General features: G+C 35.5%; 16 protein-coding genes. 6 read left to right on the top strand and 10 right to left on the bottom strand.

The genetic code is table 11. The features are described 5' to 3' along the window. Window positions 1-5: 5 nt before the first annotated feature. Both LNP23_RS09725 and LNP23_RS09720 read right to left on the bottom strand, forming a co-directional pair. Window positions 6-3,281, bottom strand: coding sequence for a SusC/RagA family TonB-linked outer membrane protein (locus tag LNP23_RS09725; protein WP_230004725.1), 3,276 nt, complete (start codon window positions 3,279-3,281; stop codon window positions 6-8). 898 nt (window positions 3,282-4,179) lie between these two features. Then, window positions 4,180-4,908, bottom strand: a complete 729-nt coding sequence (locus tag LNP23_RS09720) for a hypothetical protein (protein WP_230004724.1) — start codon at window positions 4,906-4,908, stop codon at window positions 4,180-4,182. Between the two features lie 332 nt (window positions 4,909-5,240). Between LNP23_RS09720 and lysS the strand changes: the two genes are divergently transcribed. From lysS to LNP23_RS09705, 3 genes are all read left to right on the top strand, one after another. Next, window positions 5,241-6,944 (top strand): lysine--tRNA ligase, encoded by a 1,704-nt coding sequence (lysS, locus tag LNP23_RS09715; RefSeq protein ID WP_047777948.1) that lies wholly within the window; start codon window positions 5,241-5,243, stop codon window positions 6,942-6,944. 101 nt (window positions 6,945-7,045) lie between these two features. Next, the gene (locus tag LNP23_RS09710; protein ID WP_047777949.1) at window positions 7,046-7,279 is read left to right on the top strand and encodes a hypothetical protein; all 234 of its coding nucleotides are present in this window, start codon (window positions 7,046-7,048) and stop codon (window positions 7,277-7,279) included. Beyond that, window positions 7,264-7,566, top strand: coding sequence for a type II toxin-antitoxin system RelE/ParE family toxin (locus LNP23_RS09705; protein WP_230004723.1), 303 nt, complete (start codon window positions 7,264-7,266; stop codon window positions 7,564-7,566). The genes LNP23_RS09710 and LNP23_RS09705 overlap by 16 nt, the downstream gene beginning before the upstream one ends. Window positions 7,567-7,632: 66 nt before the next feature. On the opposite strand, the gene LNP23_RS09700 is transcribed toward LNP23_RS09705, so the two are convergent. Together LNP23_RS09700 and LNP23_RS09695 are read right to left on the bottom strand one after the other, a co-directional pair. Then, window positions 7,633-8,235, bottom strand: coding sequence for a hypothetical protein (locus LNP23_RS09700; protein WP_230004722.1), 603 nt, complete (start codon window positions 8,233-8,235; stop codon window positions 7,633-7,635). A 53-nt stretch (window positions 8,236-8,288) separates the two neighbouring features. Beyond that, window positions 8,289-9,308, bottom strand: a complete 1,020-nt coding sequence (locus tag LNP23_RS09695) for a 2-hydroxyacid dehydrogenase (RefSeq protein ID WP_230004721.1) — start codon at window positions 9,306-9,308, stop codon at window positions 8,289-8,291. Between the two features lie 195 nt (window positions 9,309-9,503). On the opposite strand from LNP23_RS09695, the gene LNP23_RS09690 reads away from it, so the two are divergent. Further along, window positions 9,504-9,938, top strand: coding sequence for a DUF4890 domain-containing protein (locus LNP23_RS09690; RefSeq protein WP_047777954.1), 435 nt, complete (start codon window positions 9,504-9,506; stop codon window positions 9,936-9,938). Window positions 9,939-9,985: 47 nt separating this feature from the next. On the opposite strand, the gene LNP23_RS09685 is transcribed toward LNP23_RS09690, so the two are convergent. The 6 genes from LNP23_RS09685 to LNP23_RS09660 all read right to left on the bottom strand — a co-directional run bounded on the left by LNP23_RS09685 (window position 9,986) and on the right by LNP23_RS09660 (window position 16,468). After that, entirely contained in the window at window positions 9,986-12,460 is a 2,475-nt protein-coding gene (locus LNP23_RS09685; RefSeq protein ID WP_047777956.1) for a zinc-dependent metalloprotease, read from the bottom strand. A gap of 181 nt (window positions 12,461-12,641) precedes the next feature. After that, window positions 12,642-13,928 (bottom strand): glutamate-1-semialdehyde 2,1-aminomutase, encoded by a 1,287-nt coding sequence (gene hemL, locus LNP23_RS09680; protein WP_230004720.1) that lies wholly within the window; start codon window positions 13,926-13,928, stop codon window positions 12,642-12,644. Window positions 13,929-13,973: 45 nt separating this feature from the next. Then, a complete protein-coding gene (locus LNP23_RS09675; RefSeq protein ID WP_230004719.1) occupies window positions 13,974-14,225 on the bottom strand; it encodes a hypothetical protein in 252 nt (83 codons plus the stop codon). A gap of 91 nt (window positions 14,226-14,316) precedes the next feature. Then, window positions 14,317-15,234, bottom strand: a complete 918-nt coding sequence (locus LNP23_RS09670) for a glucosaminidase domain-containing protein (protein ID WP_230004718.1) — start codon at window positions 15,232-15,234, stop codon at window positions 14,317-14,319. Beyond that, window positions 15,227-16,123, bottom strand: a complete 897-nt coding sequence (locus LNP23_RS09665) for a 1-aminocyclopropane-1-carboxylate deaminase/D-cysteine desulfhydrase (RefSeq protein ID WP_230004717.1) — start codon at window positions 16,121-16,123, stop codon at window positions 15,227-15,229. Before LNP23_RS09665 ends, LNP23_RS09670 begins: the two co-directional genes overlap by 8 nt. A 3-nt stretch (window positions 16,124-16,126) precedes the next feature. After that, complete coding sequence (locus tag LNP23_RS09660; RefSeq protein WP_230004716.1) at window positions 16,127-16,468, bottom strand: hypothetical protein; 342 nt, start codon at window positions 16,466-16,468, stop codon at window positions 16,127-16,129. Window positions 16,469-16,580: 112 nt separating this feature from the next. On the opposite strand from LNP23_RS09660, the gene LNP23_RS09655 reads away from it, so the two are divergent. Together LNP23_RS09655 and hutU are read left to right on the top strand one after the other, a co-directional pair. Further along, a complete protein-coding gene (locus LNP23_RS09655; protein WP_082210652.1) occupies window positions 16,581-16,763 on the top strand; it encodes a C1orf53 family protein in 183 nt (60 codons plus the stop codon). 301 nt (window positions 16,764-17,064) lie between these two features. Continuing rightward, the gene (gene hutU / locus LNP23_RS09650) at window positions 17,065-19,041 is read left to right on the top strand and encodes a urocanate hydratase (protein WP_230004715.1); all 1,977 of its coding nucleotides are present in this window, start codon (window positions 17,065-17,067) and stop codon (window positions 19,039-19,041) included. The last annotated feature ends 4 nt before the right edge of the window (window positions 19,042-19,045 follow it).

The raw sequence follows: 19,045 nt of genomic DNA, 5'->3' as shown, positions 1-19,045 counted from the left end.
TATGGTTAAAAAGTTAAATTAATTCCAAAAATTACAGATTTTGTATTGGGATAAATACGATTATTATTAAATCCCATTTCAAGAATATTGTCTGTTTCTGCTTCAGAATTAAAACCTCTGTATTTCGTAATGTTTATGAGATTATTACCCGAAAGGTAAATTCTTGCCCTTGTTAAACCAATCTTTTTTATGGTTGTCTTAGGTAAATTGTAAGCTATTTGTATGTCTCGAAGTCTTATATAATCTGCATTTGTAAAAGTGTTGCTTGATCCTCTGGCTGCTTGTCTGTTTGACGAAAAATTTCCCGTGTTGGGTTGGCCCAAAAAACCGTTCGGATTATTAACAGGATGATACCTATTCTTAAAATAATAGGTACTTGGCATCGAAAAACCTTCACCGGATTCCAAAAACACAGCCGTCTCTTTAGCGAGTTTTTTTCTGCCCTGAATTCCGTTTATAGAGAAGCTTAATTCAAAATCTTTATAAGCAAAAGAAGAATTAAAACCATAGGTAATCTTAGGAGCATAACTTCCAAAGCCTTTTTTATCTTTGTTGTCAATAATTCCATCCTTATTACTATCTTCCATAATGTAGTCCCCTGTTAGAGTACCTGGTATATGGGGTGTTGCTGCAATTTGTTCATTTGTTTTATAGACTCCCAAGATATTATATCCATAAAGTTCTGCAATAGGGCCTCCGACTTTTGTTCTGTAAGATCCTTGATAACCTGTTATTATTTCATTCTGATTATTACCCAATTTTAATACTTCGCTTTTATTGGTTGTAATATTTCCTCCAAAATTCCATTTTACTTGCCCCAGATTAATTCCATTTCCTTCAAATGAAATTTCAATACCCGAATTTTTTAATTCTCCGGTATTTTGAGTAGAAGTTGTAAACCCTGATTGCTGCGGTACTGGCACATTTAGAAGTAAATCACTGGTAATAGATGTATAAAAATCAGCCGTGAAATTAAACTTTCTATAAATGGTTAAATCCAGTCCCAGATTGGTTGACGCTCTGTTTTCCCATGATAAATCCGGATTAGGGGAACTGGTAGTTGTAAATCCGGGACTTAAATCATTTCCGTATACATAATTTTGAGAATTTACTAACGCAATAGACCCATAAGACCCAATTTGATTATTTCCCGTTTTCCCCCAACTGGCGCGTATTTTAGCAAAAGTAAAAATCGTCGTTTCAGGGAAAAAAGTTTCTTTACTTACTATCCAACCTGCTGCTATCGAAGGGAAAAGACCCCATTTTGAATTAGAACCAAAACGAGAGGAACCATCACGTCTTAAAGTCCCTGTGAGTTGATACTTTTGTTTATAAAAATACTGAGCACGGCCAAGATAGGAGATCAACACCCATGCCTCTTTTGAGCTGGAAACTTTATAAGCACTGGCTCCGGCAATATTTGGGAGATTATCATCTGAGATCCCTGTACCGGTAATATCTGATGAGGTTCCTTCTTCTCTTTGGTACGTATATCCTGCCAATAGTTCTATTTGATGCTCTCCAAAATTTTTAGTATAATTTAATGTATTCTCGGTAATAATATTTTTTGCAATTGAAACCGTTTCAGAAGCTATAGGCGCCTTGGGAGCGGGCATTCGATAATACCCTACTGAGGATGGACTATAGAATTGTTTTAAAGGATTTCTGTAATCTCCACCAAATAATGTTTTAAATTGCAGTCCATCACTAATATCATAGGTAACAAAAGCATTTCCGAACAGCCTGAAATAACGCTCCACATTTGAGTTTAGCTTTATGATCGCAACCGGATTTTCTGCCAAAGCACCGTCTTGAGGAGCATTTGCGGCAAGTTGGTCGCCAATAGCTAAGGAACCATCTTTAGTATAAGGGCTAAAAAACGGATAGGAAATAATAAGTGAGAGAACAGGGTTGGTGTTAAATCCATCATCCTGATCGTACTTATTCTGAACCGAATAAGAAGGGTTCAAGCTAATACCAAATTTAAATTTATCGGATAGTTCCGTATTAAACCGAATCGAAGAAGTATAACGTTCATAATCTGTTTCGATAACGATTCCTTGTTGTTTGAAATAATTTGTAGAAATGTAGTAATTTGATTTTTCATTTCCTCCGGAAATTCCGAGCGAGTAATTCTTCATAAGTGCATCTCTAAAAACTTCATCCATCCAATTGGTGTTTGCTAGTCCTGATAATCCGGGGTTTTTCAGGTAATTAAGTCTAAGCTCACGCTTGCCTGCTCCCTTTGCTATTCTTGTGGCTTCGTCATCATTTTCACTTCGGGTGGCTGGTTTTTTAGAGACATACCCCCAATCCCGGGCTTCATTAAAAAATTGAGCCGCCTGATTTGCATTTACTAATTCTACTCTGGATGCCTGTCTCTGGATACCGGTATAATAATCAAATGATATTGTTGGAGCCCCTTTTTTTCCTTTTTTTGTAGAAACCAGAATAACTCCATTTGCCCCCCTTGAGCCATAAATAGCGGCAGAAGCAGCATCCTTTAGCACATTTATAGATTCAATATCATAAGAATTTATACTGTTTAATGTTGTTCCCTCAGAAAGAGGAACACCGTCTACAACAATAAGAGGATTAGAGCCTGCAGTTAATGTGCCTGTACCGCGAATAATTATCTTTGAAGAGGATCCCGGTTGTCCTGATGTTTCATTCACTTGAACTCCTGCCATTTTTCCACTTAATTGTTGTGCAAAATTGGCTCCTGCGACCTTATTCAGTTCATCTGTTTTTATTTGAACCGAAGCTCCCATTACCTTAGTTTTTGACTGTTTTCCATAACCAATAACTACTACTTCGTCCAGAACTTTAGAGTCTTCCTGAAGTATAATACTAACCGTGTTTTTGTCTGATACTGTAATTGATGTGGTGATATAACTTATACAGGAAATCTCGAGTATATCCCCTATTGAAGCTTCTATATCAAATTTACCTTCGGAATCAGAAATTGTGGTTTTACTGGTTTCCTTATTTTTTATAGTTGCTCCGGCAATGAATAGCCCTTTACTATCTGTAATTATTCCTGTAATTTTCTCCTTAATCTGATCAATCGGTTGATTTACTACATCAATCGAAATCCTTCTTTTTGTATCAAAATCATCTGATTCAAAAACAAAAGAGTACCCACTTTTCTCTTTCAGAATCCCTTCGGTTTCTTTAACACTTATACCACTATAATTCAAACATATAACTCGAGAATAACACGTTAAATTTAGAAAATACAGTGCCATGGTCAACAATGTGACCTTTATTTTGTTATTCATAAAATTGGTTTTTATATTAATTTTTGGATATCTAATCCTGAAGAAGAGATAATTTTTACTTTTATACCTTGTTTCAGAATTTTCTGGCTAGACGGTTCAAAGTATAGAACTCGAAAATGCGGCTATTTTTTGATTTTTTATTTTGATTTTTTTTTAAATACTGCTCCTTTTTTCTCCATAATTTTTGTTTTTAAAATACACTTTCTGTATTTCGAATTAAAACTACATCAATTTATGTATCGCCCTTAATTTGCTTTATTACTGTATACCATAAAACTATAATCGATCATTAGCTTATTATTATTTGTTAAGACAACATGTCATTTCCAAATAATAATAAGCCGCGTGAGTGTCGAATTCTATTGTTACAACAAAAAAATAGCGCTAAGCAGTTGTCATCAGAAGCTGTTCTTTTCTGCCTTTCTCCTCCTATCCAACCACTCCATTTAAAAACGATTTTGGCTAAACCATCTTCAACCGAGATATTCTTTACTTTCTGCAAAAAATATATAATTAGTATAAAATCGAATAGGGTCTATGAAAGAAAATGAACTCCATTGTGAAAAAGTTTGTGCTTATCCTATTGCAATGCTGAACATTACTAATAGTACAGAATAAAGAAAACATTTCATAGAAGTTGGAAATGCTTTCACTATAGATTTTCCGGACGCTTCAGTTCGCTGGAACATGGAAGAAAAAATATTGCAGCATAACGCGCCAGAATTATACTTAACATCTAAGAGAAAAGTTGGATTTTACTTGTATAAAAGAATGCAATTAAGAAACAAATTTCTACCACATTATCAAATCCTTAAAATTTAAATGGGTGAAATATCTTTGTGTTCTTAAAAATTTCAGGCTGTTCTAAAATAATTATATCTTATAGGTTAGGTTAACCTTATTGCTCTAAAATCACTTCCAGATTGGAAGTTTCCGGATTTTGAAGACAATCTGAAAGCTGCAAAACCAGTTTTAGTGACTTTTTATCAGGGCTGACAATTGCCTTTTCATTAGAAACCGTTTTTATTTTCCGGGGAAAATGATACTCCAGATTATAGGTTTGTACTAATTTAAAACCAGAAGTTTTCTTTTTAAATTTCTCAATTTCTTCCTGTTTTTTCTTTAGTTCTTCCGGATTTGTAATTTTTATAACTCTTTTAAAAGTGATACCATCAAAAGTAAAACTGACATGGTAATAATGTTCCTCAGCACTTAAAGCATAATTATGTTTCAAATCATCGGCATATTCTGTTGTTTTATGTAAGTCCGGAATAGCTTCTACTTTGCTAAAATGATACGTAAATGTATTTTTGACTTCTTTCTCAAAGGAACTTTCCTTGAGATGCACTTTGACCTCTTTGTACTGATTAAAAACAGCTTTTTCAGCTGCAGGAAGTTTTGCAAAATTCTCCGCATATTTTGTGATGTATTCCTGAAAAACATAAGTGGTATCCCGGAATCTTTCTTCTCTTGAATAATTCTCACCAGCCAATTGCATATAACTGTGTTCGTCACGAGTTGCTACGGTTTCGATCGTACCGCTTCCGTCTGAGTTCAGGTTTATCGTTTCGGTAATTTGACAGCTTGTAAGGAGAATTATGGGCAAAAGGGCTAGTAATTTTTTCATTTATTTTTTTAGAGATGCTAAGGTACTGAGTGGCTAAGATACTGAGATTTTTAGTTGATTTACTTCGATTTATTTTATGTTTTAAATTTTCACAGTCTTCTTGTAGAAATGCTCGAAAGGCTTCTGAAAATTAAATTTCTGGTTTAGCCCCGATAGCAGCGGCATCCTTTTTCCGGTTTCTTTAACCGGGAAAAGATATAGCGAATAGCGGGACAAATGGTGCTGAAAAACCCTTTTTTTGTGCTCCTGAAAAAACTGGAATTATTTTCAAATTTTGAAATTGTCATTTTTTCAAAATTGACTATCTTTGCCCACTTAAAAAACAGTATATAATGGCCTTATCTGAACAAGAAATCATCCGAAGAGAGAAACTTCAAAACTTACGCAACTTAGGAATCAATCCTTATCCTGCTAATCTTTTTCCTGTAAATCATACTTCAAAGCAAATAAAGGAGTCGTTTGAAGAAGGTAAGAAGGTGATCGTTGCCGGACGTTTGATGAGTGTGAGAGATCAAGGGAAAGCTTGTTTTGCTGAATTGCAGGATAGCGAAGGACGTATACAATTGTACGTAAATCGCGATGTTTTGTGTGAAGGCGATGATAAAACTTTGTACAATACGGTTTTTAAAAAATTGACCGATTTAGGAGATTTTATTGGTATTGAAGGGGAATTGTTTACGACTAAAGTTGGGGCACAATGTATTCGTGTTGACGGATTTACTTTTTTGAGTAAAACGTTACGCCCGCTTCCTTTACCAAAAGTGGATGAAGATGGAAATGTACACGATGCTTTTAACGATGCTGAATTGCGTTACAGAATGCGTTATGTAGATTTAACGGTAAACCAAAACGTAAAAGAGACTTTTATAAAACGTACGAAATTGTTTAACGCCATGCGTGACTTTTTTAATGGTGCGGGTTATCTTGAGGTTGAGACTCCGGTTTTACAACCTATTGCGGGTGGTGCTGCGGCGCGTCCGTTTATTACGCACCATAATTCGCTTGACATTCCGCTATACATGCGTATTGCCAACGAATTGTATTTAAAAAGATTGATTGTTGGTGGTTTTGAAGGTGTTTATGAGTTTTCTAAAAACTTCCGTAACGAAGGAATGGACAGAACGCATAACCCGGAATTTACCGCTATGGAAATATATGTAGCCTACAAAGACTACAACTGGATGATGAACTTTGCCGAAGATCTTCTGGAGCATTGCGCTGTTGCTGTTAATGGTAGTTCTGATGTCGTTTTTGGAGAACACACCATTAATTTTAAGGCTCCATACGCTCGTGTAACCATGACGGATTCGATCAAACATTTTACCGGTTTTGATATCTCAGGCAAATCGGAAGAGGAGCTTTACGAAGCTGCTAAAGGAATGGGAATTGACGTTGATAAAACAATGGGGAAAGGAAAATTGATTGATGAGATTTTTGGAGCAAAATGTGAAGGAAATTATATTCAACCCACTTTCATTACGGATTACCCTAAAGAAATGTCTCCGCTTTGTAAAGAACACCGCGACAATCCTGAATTGACAGAGCGTTTTGAGTTAATGATTTGTGGTAAAGAAGTAGCTAATGCTTATTCTGAATTGAACGATCCAATTGACCAAAGAGAGCGTTTTGAAGACCAAATGCGCTTGTCTGAAAAAGGGGATGACGAAGCAAACGGAATTATCGATGAGGATTTCTTAAGAGCTCTTGAGTATGGTATGCCTCCAACTTCAGGAATGGGAATTGGAATGGACCGTTTGATGATGTACCTGACTAATAATGTGTCTATTCAGGAAGTTTTATTGTTCCCGCAAATGCGTCCGGAGAAAAAACAAATCGCTATTGAATTGACTGACGAAGAAAAATTTATCATCGATCTTTTGAAAGGAAACGAAAATAAAGTTGAGTTAACACAGTTAAAAATAAAAGCTAATCTAAGCGGTAAAAAATGGGATTCTGCAATGAAAGGTTTATCGAAACATGGCTTGACTAAAGTTGCCGTTGAAGGTGATTTTAAAATGGTTGAATTGGTGGAATAATTTTTTATCTGATTTAAATATAAATTCAAACCCGACAGGTTTTAAAAACCTATCGGGTTTGTTTAATTTTATATATCTTTGATTACTCAAAACATATCATAATGAACACCTTAGAGATTAAACTTGAAATATTTGACAAGCTAAAAAACATCGAAGATGTAAATTTATTGGAAAAGATTAGAAGTATTCTAAAAGCCGCAGATACTTCTGAAGTATATCAATTTGAGGAATATGAAATTGATATGCTCAAAGAAAGCGAAGAAGATCTGAAATATGGCAGAGTGATATCACAAGAAGACTTGGATAAGGAAGATCTGGAATGGCTCTCGAAATAATTTGGACTCGTACTGCCGTTCTTCAAAGGAGAAAAATATTGATTTATTGGACAAAAAGAAATAAGTCAACAACCTACTCAAAAAGACTAATTTCTGAAATTGCTGACAGAACTTATTTTCTTTCTAATAACCCTGAAACTTTTATTCAAACTAACCGTTCTGATATCCGAACATCTACTTTAGGTCATTATAATATTTTTTATAAAACAACTCTGAACGAATTGGTTATAATAGCTTTTTGGGATAGTCGTCAAAACCCAAAAACATTAAATAAAATTTTAAAATAATTAAACCCGACAGGTTTTAAAAACCTGTCGGGTTTAATTATTTTATGTATATATTTTTTTAAGTTTCTAAAACGAATACTTCTCCAATTTCCCTGACTGAATATCCAAAATTTTCGGAGAATTTTGAGGTGTTTTTCCTTTCCAAACTTCCTGAACAGAAGGATTAGAAGGATATTTTCCGTTTTTCATTTTCACAAGATGAACACCACTCCCACTATTAACAATAAGATCCTGAAATTTCTCTGAAGAAGTTGCTGCTGTAAGAATAGGAAAATTAGTTACCGTAAACGAATTTAGCACACTTCCGTCATTGTTCAGAATATAACCGGAACAACCTCCGCTTCCGCAAAAGTAGGGATTGGAAAAGCCAACAAAATATTCGTTTCTCTTATCATTATTTAAATCGAAAACTTCGTAATAAAAGAATCGATCGTCTTTTGTCATGGCTTTAAGATCATTTTTCAACAAGACCAGAAGTTGCTTTCTGATCATTTCGACCGCTTTATCATCTTTAGCCGGAACATCTCCTACATCCGCAGAACCTGTAGCGGTCTTTGTTAAGGTATCTTCTGCAATTGTTTTAACGATATTTTCCTTTGCCGGTTTTTCTTTATTCTGGCAAGAATACAGGGCCAAAATTGCACAGGCCATTAAAATTTTATTTTTCATATCTCTATTTTAAATTTATAACATTCTACTTAAAATCAATTAACAACGCAGTTTTAAACCAGTAAAGCAGCTTTGTTTTTAATATCATTTTCAAGCAATAATGACTTAATATTATCAAAAGTAACTAAAGCAATCTGTGTCAATGCTTCGTTAGTAAAAAAAGCCTGATGCGCAGTAACCAAAACATTCGGAAAACTCATTAACCGCTGAATGGCATCGTCCTGAATAATATCTGCGGAAAGATCTCTGAAAAACAACTTTTCTTCCTGCTCGTAAACATCGATCCCTAAATAACCTATTTTACCTTCTTTTAAACCCTCAATAACACTGGCTGTTTCAATCAATCCTCCTCTACTGGTATTGATGATCATCACGTGGTTTTTCATCAAAGTAATTGCGTTTTTATTGATCAGATGTTTCGTTTGTTCATTTAACGGACAATGCAGTGAAATAATATCACTCTCTTTAAAAATAGTTTTCAAATCGGTAAAAACAATACCGTCTTTTTCCATTTCCGGATCCGTTATAATATCATAGGCCACTACTTTACATCCGAATCCTAGGGCAATTTTAGCGAATGCTTTTCCAATATTTCCCGTTCCTATAATTCCGATTGTTTTTCCGAACAAATCGAAGCCTAACAATCCGTTTAAGGAAAAATTCTGTTCCCGAACTCTATTATAAGCTTTGTGTGTTTTTCTGTTTAATGTCAAAATCATTGCCATGGCATGCTCTGCAACTGCTTGTGGCGAATAAGCGGGAACGCGACAAACCTTAAGATTGTATTTTTTTGCTGCTTCTAAGTCAACGTTATTAAAACCGGCACAGCGCAAAGCAATAATCTTTACGTTCTTTTCTGCCAATTGTTTGATAACGGCTTCATTGACAATATCATTCACAAAAACACAAACGATAGCACACTCCTGAATTAAAGTTGCCGTTTGCGGATTGAGTTGGGTTTCAAAAAAATCCAATTCAAAACCAGACTCATTGTATTTATTAAAGAACGTTTTATCGTAAGGCTGCGTTGAAAAGAAAGCTACTTTATTTTCGCTCAAAGATCCTAAATCCATATACTTATTTGTTATTTATTCGCATTTATAAATTTCTTAAATTTAATGATTAATTCCGAATTTTCTTAAAAACAGAAAAGACGCATTTATAAAACAATGAAGCCTAACCTGTTAAATAATCCATAATTATTGACACGCCATTAAACCTAATAAATTTTATAAAGTCTAATTGCTATAACCTTTAAAAAACAAATTATGAAAAAATTACTTATCGCAGCTTTGCTATTCGTTGGAATGGTAAGTTTTGCTCAAGACGCAGATCAAACTTCTAAGCCACAAAGAGAGAAGTTGACACCGGAACAACGCAATGACAAACAATTAAAAAAATTAACATCGGAACTGAATCTGGATGCCAGCCAACAAACTCAGGTAAAACAACTTTTAGCTGACAGAAGTGCCAAAGCACAAAGTTTTAAAGAAGCACGTCAGGCGAAAAAAGACAGTAATATGAAACCAACTGCAGAGGAAAAAGCAGCTTTCAGAAAACAAATGACGGATGAAGTCGAAGCCAATGATGCCAAAATGAAATCGATCTTAAAAGCAGACCAATACACCAAATGGAAAGCAATTCAGGAAGACAACAAGGAAAAATTTAAAGAAAAAAGAAAAGAAAGAAGAGAGAATCCATAACAAAAAAAAAGAGGCCTAAAAGCCTCTTTTTTCGTTAGTATCCTATTTTATTTCGGATTAAGTATCAAATCTATTCTTTTGATACAATCTTCATAGTGGTATTTTGTTTCCGTATTCACAGCTGTTGCTTTTGCTACTGAAAGTGTTTTTCTTAACGCACTTAATTCACCACGAACCAAAGCTCTAACATCAGACTGAGACACATTATAGTAAGTCGCAGATCGATCCGTTGGCTTAATTTCTTCGGTCATCAAAAACCCCATTCGGTCAATGAAAGCACGTTGTAAATTTCTTCTGTAGATCGTTACATTAGCTGCTGTACCTGCTTCTTTCCAAATTCCTTTGCGAATATCTTTAAACAAATCTAAGGCTTTGTACGTATCAGCTCCCAGAATTTCGTTATCCATTAGCCTTCCGATACGTCCTAAACTAAGCAGACTGTTCAATTGTCTCACTTGTATCCCTCTGAATCTTTCTGTATAACCTGCGAAATCTGTATTTTTTAACGTCGTTACATTTACAATCCATGTTGGAGAAGCAAAAGCATTCGTTTGAAGCCAATTCATCGCCTCTATTTGTTTTGCTTTTGGAACTACCTCGTACACATTTCCGGATTGATTTGGGTTTTTAGTATTCTCATAAACACCTCCAACATTGGTAACCACGTGGCCTACATAACGGCTCCAAACGTCTAATAATTCTTTATACAATTCATCTAAATCGTCATAGTTGTTGGTAACATTACTCGTCCATTCGTTTAAATGAGCTGCCACATATTCCAAATTTTTAAGTCCGTATGAACTTGCTTTCATTGAATTATTACCAACATCTTCTGTTTGAGAAGTCGGGTCAAATGAACTGCTTTGTTTCCCGTATTTGTAAACTGGATTTCCTGCTTTTTCCACAATCCACTTATCTAATGTAGGTAATTCGTCTTGTGTCGTTTTTGCATTCGGAATTACTCTGTATCCCCAATTTAAGGCATAATGATCGTAAGCACCCATTTTACGAATAAAACGTATGTTTTTATCACCTGGCTGCGCGATATAGTTGTAACGGGCATAATCCATTATACTTGCTGCAATACCATTTTCCTGCGTAAAATCTCCATTTCTGTAGCTTTCTGTATCGTAAGCACAACTTGCTCCCATATTATGTGGAAAACCTAATGCATGACCTACTTCGTGTGCAATAACCATTCGCATCATTTCTCCCATTTCCTCATCACTTGTTTGTAATGTTCTTGCCGATGGGTTTGCTGCTCCGGTTTCAAGTAAATATCTGTTTCTGTACGAACGTAAATGATTGTGGTACCAAATAACATCACTCTCTATAATTTCTCCCGTTCTAGGGTCTGAAACGCTTGGACCTACTGCATTTCTGGTTGTACTTGCCACATAACGAATTACAGAATAGCGAACATCTTCAGGGCTGAAATCAGGATCCTCCTCTTTTGTTGGAGCATCTTTGGCAATAATAGCATTTTTAAACCCAGCGGTTTCAAATGGTTTTTGCCATTCTTCAATTCCTTGTTTAATATACTTTCTAAGTTTTACCGGAGTTGCCGGATCTAAGTAATATACAATTGGTTTTACAGGCTCAACCAATTCTCCTCTTGCATACGCTTCAGGGTCTTTCGGTTCCATTCTCCAACGACGGATATAAGTTTTAAGATCTGATTTTAATTCATTACTTCCATAATCGTATTGGCTCATTGTAAACCATCCTACTCTTGGATCTGCTAACCTCGGCTTCATAGGAACTTCCGGCAACAAAATCATAGATTGATTCATCTGAACACTAATCGATTCTGTTTCTTCCAGCATTGACGGCTTAGAAGCATTATAAGTCATATCCTGAACTACCTCGATATTCATTGGGAAACTTTTCATCGTATTCACAAAACTTCTCGATTCGTCCAAACCTTTTACTTTGTAAACCTCTCTCATTTCCGGAGATATTCCGCTAATCGCTTTTACGTCTGTACTGTAAAATTTAGTAACATCCACAACGACATTAGCAGAATCTTTACTAAAAGAAACGATATCAAAAGCAAATAATGTAGGGTTGTAATTGTTCGCCTTAACCGAAATACTGATCGGCAAGCTGTCGTTTGCAACTGAATTATAAGACTTTGATTTGATTAAAATCTTATCCTGAAAACGTTGCCAAACCACTAGTTGTTCATTTGTTTCTGAACCTGCGTTTACATAACCTCCGCCCAAATTAGAAGGCAACTTAGACAATCTGCTCACCAGAAGCATGTCTTTATTCAAATATTTATTCGGAATTTCGAAGTAGTATTTTTTATCCACTTTATGTACTGTAAAGAGCCCTTCATCAGAAACGGCATCTTTAGTAATGACTTTACTGTACTCTTTAATAGTTGATTCCGGCTTTTTTTCCGGTGGGGCAACTGCAGCTTCGCCCTTCTTAGATTTCTCTTTTTTAGATTGTGCAAATTGGCTTACAGGAAACAGTAAAAAAACTGTAGTCGCAGCGAAAATGTAAAATTTCTTCATTAATGGTAAATTTAATAGTGATTTGATAAACAAAAATAATTTTTGATGCTAATATTTAAGGATTTATATTTAATTTAACTTTTAATTAACTGTTAAAAATTAAAATACGGCTCATAAAAAAAGCCTGACTTTAGTTTAAAAAGTCAGGCCTAATTGTATATTTCATCTCTAATACTTTGGTTTAGAACGTCTTTGAAACCTTATCAATGGCGTTAATTGTAAAATCTAAATCCTCGTAGCTTAAAGCATCTGTAATAAACCAGGTTTCATAAGCAGATGGTGCGATATAAACACCCTCCTGCAATAATCCATGGAAGAACTTTTTGAAAGTTTCGTTATCTCCTTTTGCAGCCGTTTGAAAATCGGTTACGGGATCTGCATCAAAATGCACCGAAATCATCGAACCTACTCTGTTGATCGTAAATACAACATTATTCGCTTTTAAAACCTTATCAATTCCTGCTTCCAAATAGGCCGTTTTTTCTTCCAAACGATCAAAGATAGCACGATCATTATTTAAGGATTGTAACATTGCCAATCCTGCAGCCATCGCCAAAGGATTCCCTGACAATGTTCCTGCCTGATAAACCGGACCAAGTGGCGCTAAGTAATTCATAATTTCTTCACGTGCAGCGAAAGCCCCAACCGGTAAACCTCCACCAATTACTTTTCCGAAAGTGACAATATCAGCATCAACATTAAACAACTCCTGAACACCACCACGAGCCAAACGGAAACCCGTCATAACCTCATCAAAAATCAATAGAATTCCGTTTGCGGTGCACAGTTCTCTTAAGCCTTGCAGAAAACCTTCATGAGGAGGAATACAGCCCATATTTCCGGCAACTGGCTCGATAATAATAGCCGCAATTTCGTTTTTATTCGCTTCGATTAAAGTCTTTACATTCTCTAAATCATTGTATTTTGCCAACAAAGTATCTTTTGCAGTTCCTTCTGTAACCCCCGGGCTATTTGGAGATCCGAAAGTTACAGCACCACTTCCTGCCTGAATCAAAAACGAATCAGAATGCCCGTGGTAACAACCTGCAAATTTTATAATTTTATCTCTTTTTGTAAAACCGCGAGCCAAACGAATCGCACTCATACACGCCTCTGTTCCTGAGTTTACAAAACGAATTTTATCAATATTCGGAACCATAGAAACGGCCAAAGCAGCGATTTCTGTTTCCAATTCCGTTGGCATTCCAAATGAAGTTCCCAACTTTGCTTTTTCGATTACAGCATCCACAACAGGCTGATAGGCATGACCTAAAATCATTGGCCCCCATGAATTAATGTAATCAATTAATTTATTTCCGTCTTCATCATACAAATAAGCACCTTTGGCACTTTTTACAAAAATTGGAGTCCCTCCAACGGCTTTAAAAGCTCGTACTGGTGAATTTACTCCTCCGGGAATTACTTTTTCTGCTTCAGCAAAAAGCTGACTACTTCTTTTATAAATCATATTTTAGATTTCTGAATTTAGATTTTAGATTTTTTTTTGAATGTTTTATAAACTTAAACTTCGTTCTTTTATAAACTCCTCAAAATATTTTTGTTCGATTTGTTCCTCTTCTGAAAGCTCCTCACTTTTCATATCAGACATTCCTAAAGGAGAATAAAACTTCCATTTCCAAATTGGACGATGTTTTATAAAAAAATGACTTTCCGCAAATTCATCATGATTATAAACTCCACAAAATAGTCTTAAACTTAAAATTAAAGCAAAAGTAAAAACTGTAATCGAAATTTTCTTTTTCAAAGATAAATTTTTACTGAATTATTAATTAACAATCAATTCACTCCAACCGAAAACTGACACTGAGACTGAGACCGAGACCGAGACTAAAAAACTACCTAACTCTCAACTTCTGTCCAATAGAAAGCGCATTATCAGTAAGATTATTTTTCTGCTTCAAATCCTCCACCATTAAATTGAATTTTTTGGAAATCGAATACAAAGTATCTCCTTTTTGTACTTCATATAACGAAGGATCATTGGAATTGGAATTGGAATTGGAATTGGAATTAGAGTTGGGACTAGAACTTGTATTGGTAGAAGAAGTTCTCACCGGAGCCGATTTATTATAAGGCGTATAGGCTTTTCCGGTAACCTGACAATCGTACTGATGCAGATTGTAACGTTCGATATAACTAATTAATTTATCGGGATAATTAGGATCTGTGGCGTAACCCGCTGCCCGTAATCCTTTTGCCCAGGCTTTATAATCGTCTTTTTCGTAAGTAAATAAGGTAGCATATCTGTTTTTTCCAACTAAAAATAAAGCATGATCCCGGTACGATTCTGAAGCTTCTGTATATTTCCTGAAACATTCCTGAGCCGAATCATCGTCATGACGAACACTATCTCCCACCCAATCTTTATGGCATTTTATTCCAAAATGATTATTAGCTTCCAAAGCCAGATCGCCTCTTCCCGCACCCGATTCTAAAATTCCTTGTGCCAAAATAATACTGGCAGGAATACCATATTTCTGCATATTACCTACTGCAATATCCTTGTATTGCAACACATAATTATTGATTAGATCACTGGTAACAACGGTTTTTGAAGTAGACTGAATAACTTCGCTTGTATTATTTTTAGAAGGATTTTTGGCTACTGGTTTAGAATTAGCCGTTTTTCTTGTCGAAGCGGTTCTGGGTTTCTGAATTGCTGCTGCTTTTTTAGTTGTTGCAATAGCAGGTTTGCTGGAAGAACAGCTTGCCAACGCTGCAATTAGAAAGAGTATTATTATTTTCTTAAACATTCGTTTTTAGTATTGGTAATTTTTTCTGCTTCAACTTTAAATTCATTCCATCAATTCCCTGTAGTCCTCCGGTGTGAATGAGTAAAATTTTTGAATGCGCAGGAAAATAGTTTTTATGGATCATATCTATAACGCCAAAAACCATCTTTCCTGTATAAACCGGATCTAAAGGCACTTTATTTTCTTCAAAAAAAGCATTAATAAATTCAACTAATTCCAAATTTATCTTGCCATATCCTCCAAAATGATAGTCAGAAATCAAACTCCAGTTCTCATTTTTGACAAAAATACGAATTTCATCCATTAAAAAGTCACCTTTTAACGCTGGAAACCCTAAAATTTTCTGATTTGGAAAGGCACTATTTATCAATCCTGAAATTGTTCCACCTGTTCCAACGGCACAACAAACGTAATTAAAATCGGCATCTTCGGCGGTTAAAATCTCTTCACAGCCCTTTACAGCCAATTCATTTGTACCACCTTCGGGCACCAGATAGAAGTCACCAAATTTTTGTTTTAAATTTTCTAAGAAAGAAATTTCATTCTTAAGCCGGTAATCTTCTCTGGAAACAAATTCAAATTGCATTCCGTTTTCCTGAGCAAATCTTAAAGTTGGATTTTCTTCTATTTTATCCAAAAGTTCTTCCCCACGAATCACTCCGATTGTTTTGAAACCCTGCTCTTTTCCGGCATAAGCAACCGCAGCAATATGATTGGAAAAAGCACCGCCAAAAGTCAATACTGTTTCTTGATTCTCGGCTTTCGCCTGAAGTAAATTGTATTTTAATTTTCTAAATTTATTTCCGGAAACAAACGGATGGAGTAAGTCTTCGCGTTTTATCGTCAAAGAAATATGATTGGGAAGATCGATATGAATTTGTTGGTTCAAAATCTATTTTTGTTTTAAAGTTAAGTAGTTCCAAAATTGAAAAAAGGAACGGGTTTTTAAATAATTCAAGTCGGTTTCGTTGGCATAGGCTTCTCTTTCAAAACTAATATTTCGATAAGCCCTTTCTGCGTTTTTGTATTGAATTAAGCGTACTACATATTCTAAAAAATACCAGACAAAAAAAGGGATAACAAGCATTTCTAATTGCTGTCGCAAATGAATTTTTTCATGATTTAAAAAAACCTTGTTTCCTTTATCCAAATTATATTTAACAATAACGAATGGAAATACAGCCATGCCGCGATATCCATTCGGAATTAAATATTTAGCAACAATCAGAAACATTAGCTGTAAAATTTATAAATTTGTAAAGGCAAAATTGTTTGTTTTCATTAAAACCATAATCGTAACAGGGCTTTAATAAAAAAACAAATAAACATTGCGTCTAAACAGGATTATGAAAGAGCAAAGTAATGAAAATAAATTAATCGAGGGTGAAGATTTTTATTATACACCCGAAGGTTACAAATGCTTTACGGAAAAACACCATCTAAAACGTGGTTATTGTTGTAAAAGCGGCTGCCGCCACTGTCCCTACGGATATGACAAGCGAACAGGTGAAATTAAAAAAATGAGGTAATGTGACAATTAGAAAATGTGTCAATTAGACAATTTGATAATTAAAAATCAGCAATCAACAATCTAAAATCAACAATCTAAAATCAACAATCTAAAATCAACAATCTAAAATAATTACATGGATATTCTCTTGCGGAAATTTAGGATTAAGATCCACAAATCCTATCACAGGTCGGATATTCGTTATCCCTAGCTTTTTTTTTAATTTAAAATATGTAAATTAAAAAATTGAGAGCTGTTTATTAGTCTTTATTAGGACTTTAGCAACTCCGAATCTTAGCAACTTAGAACCTCAAAAAACAATGACTTTTCAAGAACAAATACAACAAGGAGTTCCTTCTATATTACCCTCAAAAAAAGAATACGATTTAGCGATTAACCATGCGCCAAAACGAAAAGAAATTCTTTCTGTTGAAGAAAAAAAACTGGCTTTAAAGAACGCTTTACGTTATTTTGATCCAAAACACCACGCCGAATTAATTCCTGAATTCTCTGAAGAATTAGAAACATACGGTCGTATTTATATGTATCGTCTGCGTCCGGATTACAGAATGTACGCCCGACCAATCGATGAGTATCCGGGAAAATCAGTACAAGCAAAAGCGATTATGCACATGATTCAGAACAATCTGGATTATGCTGTGGCGCAGCACCCGCATGAGTTAATTACGTATGGCGGTAACGGAGCTGTTTTTCAGAACTGGGCGCAATATTTATTGACTATGCAGTACTTGTCTGAAATGACAGACGAGCAAACTTTAACAATGTATTCAGGACATCCGATGGGTTTATTCCCTTCGCATACCGAAGCACCAAGAGTGGTGGTTACAAACGGAATGGTAATTCCGAATTACTCAAAACCTGACGATTGGGAGAAAATGAATGCCTTGGGTGTTTCACAATACGGACAAATGACGGCCGGAAGTTATATGTACATTGGCCCACAGGGAATTGTACACGGAACTACCATTACCGTTTTAAATGGTTTTAGAAAAATAAAACAAAATCCGGAAGGCAATTTATTCGTAACATCGGGTCTTGGTGGTATGAGTGGCGCGCAGCCAAAAGCAGGAAATATTGCAGGCTGTATTACTGTTTGTGCCGAAGTAAATCCTAAAATCACTAAAATCCGTCACGAACAAGGCTGGATCAATGAAATTGTAACTTCAACCGAAGAATTGGTAAAAAGGGTACATACGGCAAAAGCCAATAAAGAAGTGGTTTCTATTGCTTATTTAGGAAATGTAGTTGACGTTTGGGAGTGTTTCGATAAAGAAAACATCAAAATCGATTTGGGTTCTGACCAGACTTCGCTTCATAATCCATGGGCCGGTGGTTATTATCCGGTTGGAATTTCATTTGAAGAAGCCAACGATATGATGGCTAATAATCCTGAATTATTCAAAGAAAAAGTACAAGAAACATTACGCCGCCACGCAGCAGCAATCAACAAACACACTGCAAAAGGAACTTACTTTTTTGATTACGGAAATGCTTTCTTATTAGAAGCTTCCCGCGCCGGTGCTGATGTAATGGCTGAAAACAACATCGATTTTAAATACCCGAGTTATGTTCAGGATATTATGGGACCAATTTGTTTTGATTATGGATTTGGCCCTTTCAGATGGGTTTGTACCTCTGGAAAACCGGAAGATTTACAAAAAACAGATACTATTGCTTCTGAGGTTTTAGAAGAAATGGCTAAAACTGCTCCGGATGAAATTCAGCAACAAATGCAGGATAATATCAAATGGATTAAAGGAGCGCAGGAAAACAAACTGGTTGTAGGTTCACAGGCTCGTATTCTATATGCAGATGCTGAAGGTCGTATTAAAATTGCAGAAGCATTTAATCAGGCAATTGCTAAGGGTGAAATCGGTACTGTCGTTTTAGGACGTGATCATCATGACGTTTCAGGAACAGATTCTCCGTACCGTGAGACTTCAAATATCTACGACGGTTCGCGCTTTACAGCTGATATGGCCATTCAAAATGTGATTGGAGACAGTTTCAGAGGAGCAACCTGGGTTTCTATTCACAATGGAGGTGGAGTTGGCTGGGGAGAGGTTATAAATGGTGGATTTGGTATGGTTCTTGATGGTTCTAAAGAGGCTTCAAGACGTTTAGCATCAATGCTTTTTTGGGATGTTAACAACGGAATCTCAAGACGAAGCTGGGCTCGAAATGACGAGGCAATTTTTGCAATAAAAAGAGCCATGGAAGTTCAGCCTTTATTAAAAGTTACTTTACCTAATATTGTTGACGAAAGTCTGCTTTAATCTA

Source organism: Flavobacterium cupriresistens (assembly GCF_020911925.1).
Taxonomy (GTDB): Bacteria; Bacteroidota; Bacteroidia; order Flavobacteriales; family Flavobacteriaceae; genus Flavobacterium; species Flavobacterium cupriresistens.
The sequence above is the reverse complement of the archived record's forward strand: the minus strand, read 5'-3'. Positions and strand labels throughout refer to the sequence as shown.

What these genes read in the sequence shown, in the direction of transcription:
- LNP23_RS09725 (WP_230004725.1), bottom strand. Translation starts at nt 3,281, where the DNA reads ATGAATAACAAAATAAAGGTCACATTGTTGACCATGGCACTGTATTTT.
- LNP23_RS09720 (WP_230004724.1), bottom strand. Translation starts at nt 4,908, where the DNA reads ATGAAAAAATTACTAGCCCTTTTGCCCATAATTCTCCTTACAAGCTGT.
- lysS (WP_047777948.1), top strand. Translation starts at nt 5,241, where the DNA reads ATGGCCTTATCTGAACAAGAAATCATCCGAAGAGAGAAACTTCAAAAC.
- LNP23_RS09710 (WP_047777949.1), top strand. Translation starts at nt 7,046, where the DNA reads ATGAACACCTTAGAGATTAAACTTGAAATATTTGACAAGCTAAAAAAC.
- LNP23_RS09705 (WP_230004723.1), top strand. Translation starts at nt 7,264, where the DNA reads ATGGCTCTCGAAATAATTTGGACTCGTACTGCCGTTCTTCAAAGGAGA.
- LNP23_RS09700 (WP_230004722.1), bottom strand. Translation starts at nt 8,235, where the DNA reads ATGAAAAATAAAATTTTAATGGCCTGTGCAATTTTGGCCCTGTATTCT.
- LNP23_RS09695 (WP_230004721.1), bottom strand. Translation starts at nt 9,308, where the DNA reads ATGGATTTAGGATCTTTGAGCGAAAATAAAGTAGCTTTCTTTTCAACG.
- LNP23_RS09690 (WP_047777954.1), top strand. Translation starts at nt 9,504, where the DNA reads ATGAAAAAATTACTTATCGCAGCTTTGCTATTCGTTGGAATGGTAAGT.
- LNP23_RS09685 (WP_047777956.1), bottom strand. Translation starts at nt 12,460, where the DNA reads ATGAAGAAATTTTACATTTTCGCTGCGACTACAGTTTTTTTACTGTTT.
- hemL (WP_230004720.1), bottom strand. Translation starts at nt 13,928, where the DNA reads ATGATTTATAAAAGAAGTAGTCAGCTTTTTGCTGAAGCAGAAAAAGTA.
- LNP23_RS09670 (WP_230004718.1), bottom strand. Translation starts at nt 15,234, where the DNA reads ATGTTTAAGAAAATAATAATACTCTTTCTAATTGCAGCGTTGGCAAGC.
- LNP23_RS09660 (WP_230004716.1), bottom strand. Translation starts at nt 16,468, where the DNA reads ATGTTTCTGATTGTTGCTAAATATTTAATTCCGAATGGATATCGCGGC.
- LNP23_RS09655 (WP_082210652.1), top strand. Translation starts at nt 16,581, where the DNA reads ATGAAAGAGCAAAGTAATGAAAATAAATTAATCGAGGGTGAAGATTTT.
- hutU (WP_230004715.1), top strand. Translation starts at nt 17,065, where the DNA reads ATGACTTTTCAAGAACAAATACAACAAGGAGTTCCTTCTATATTACCC.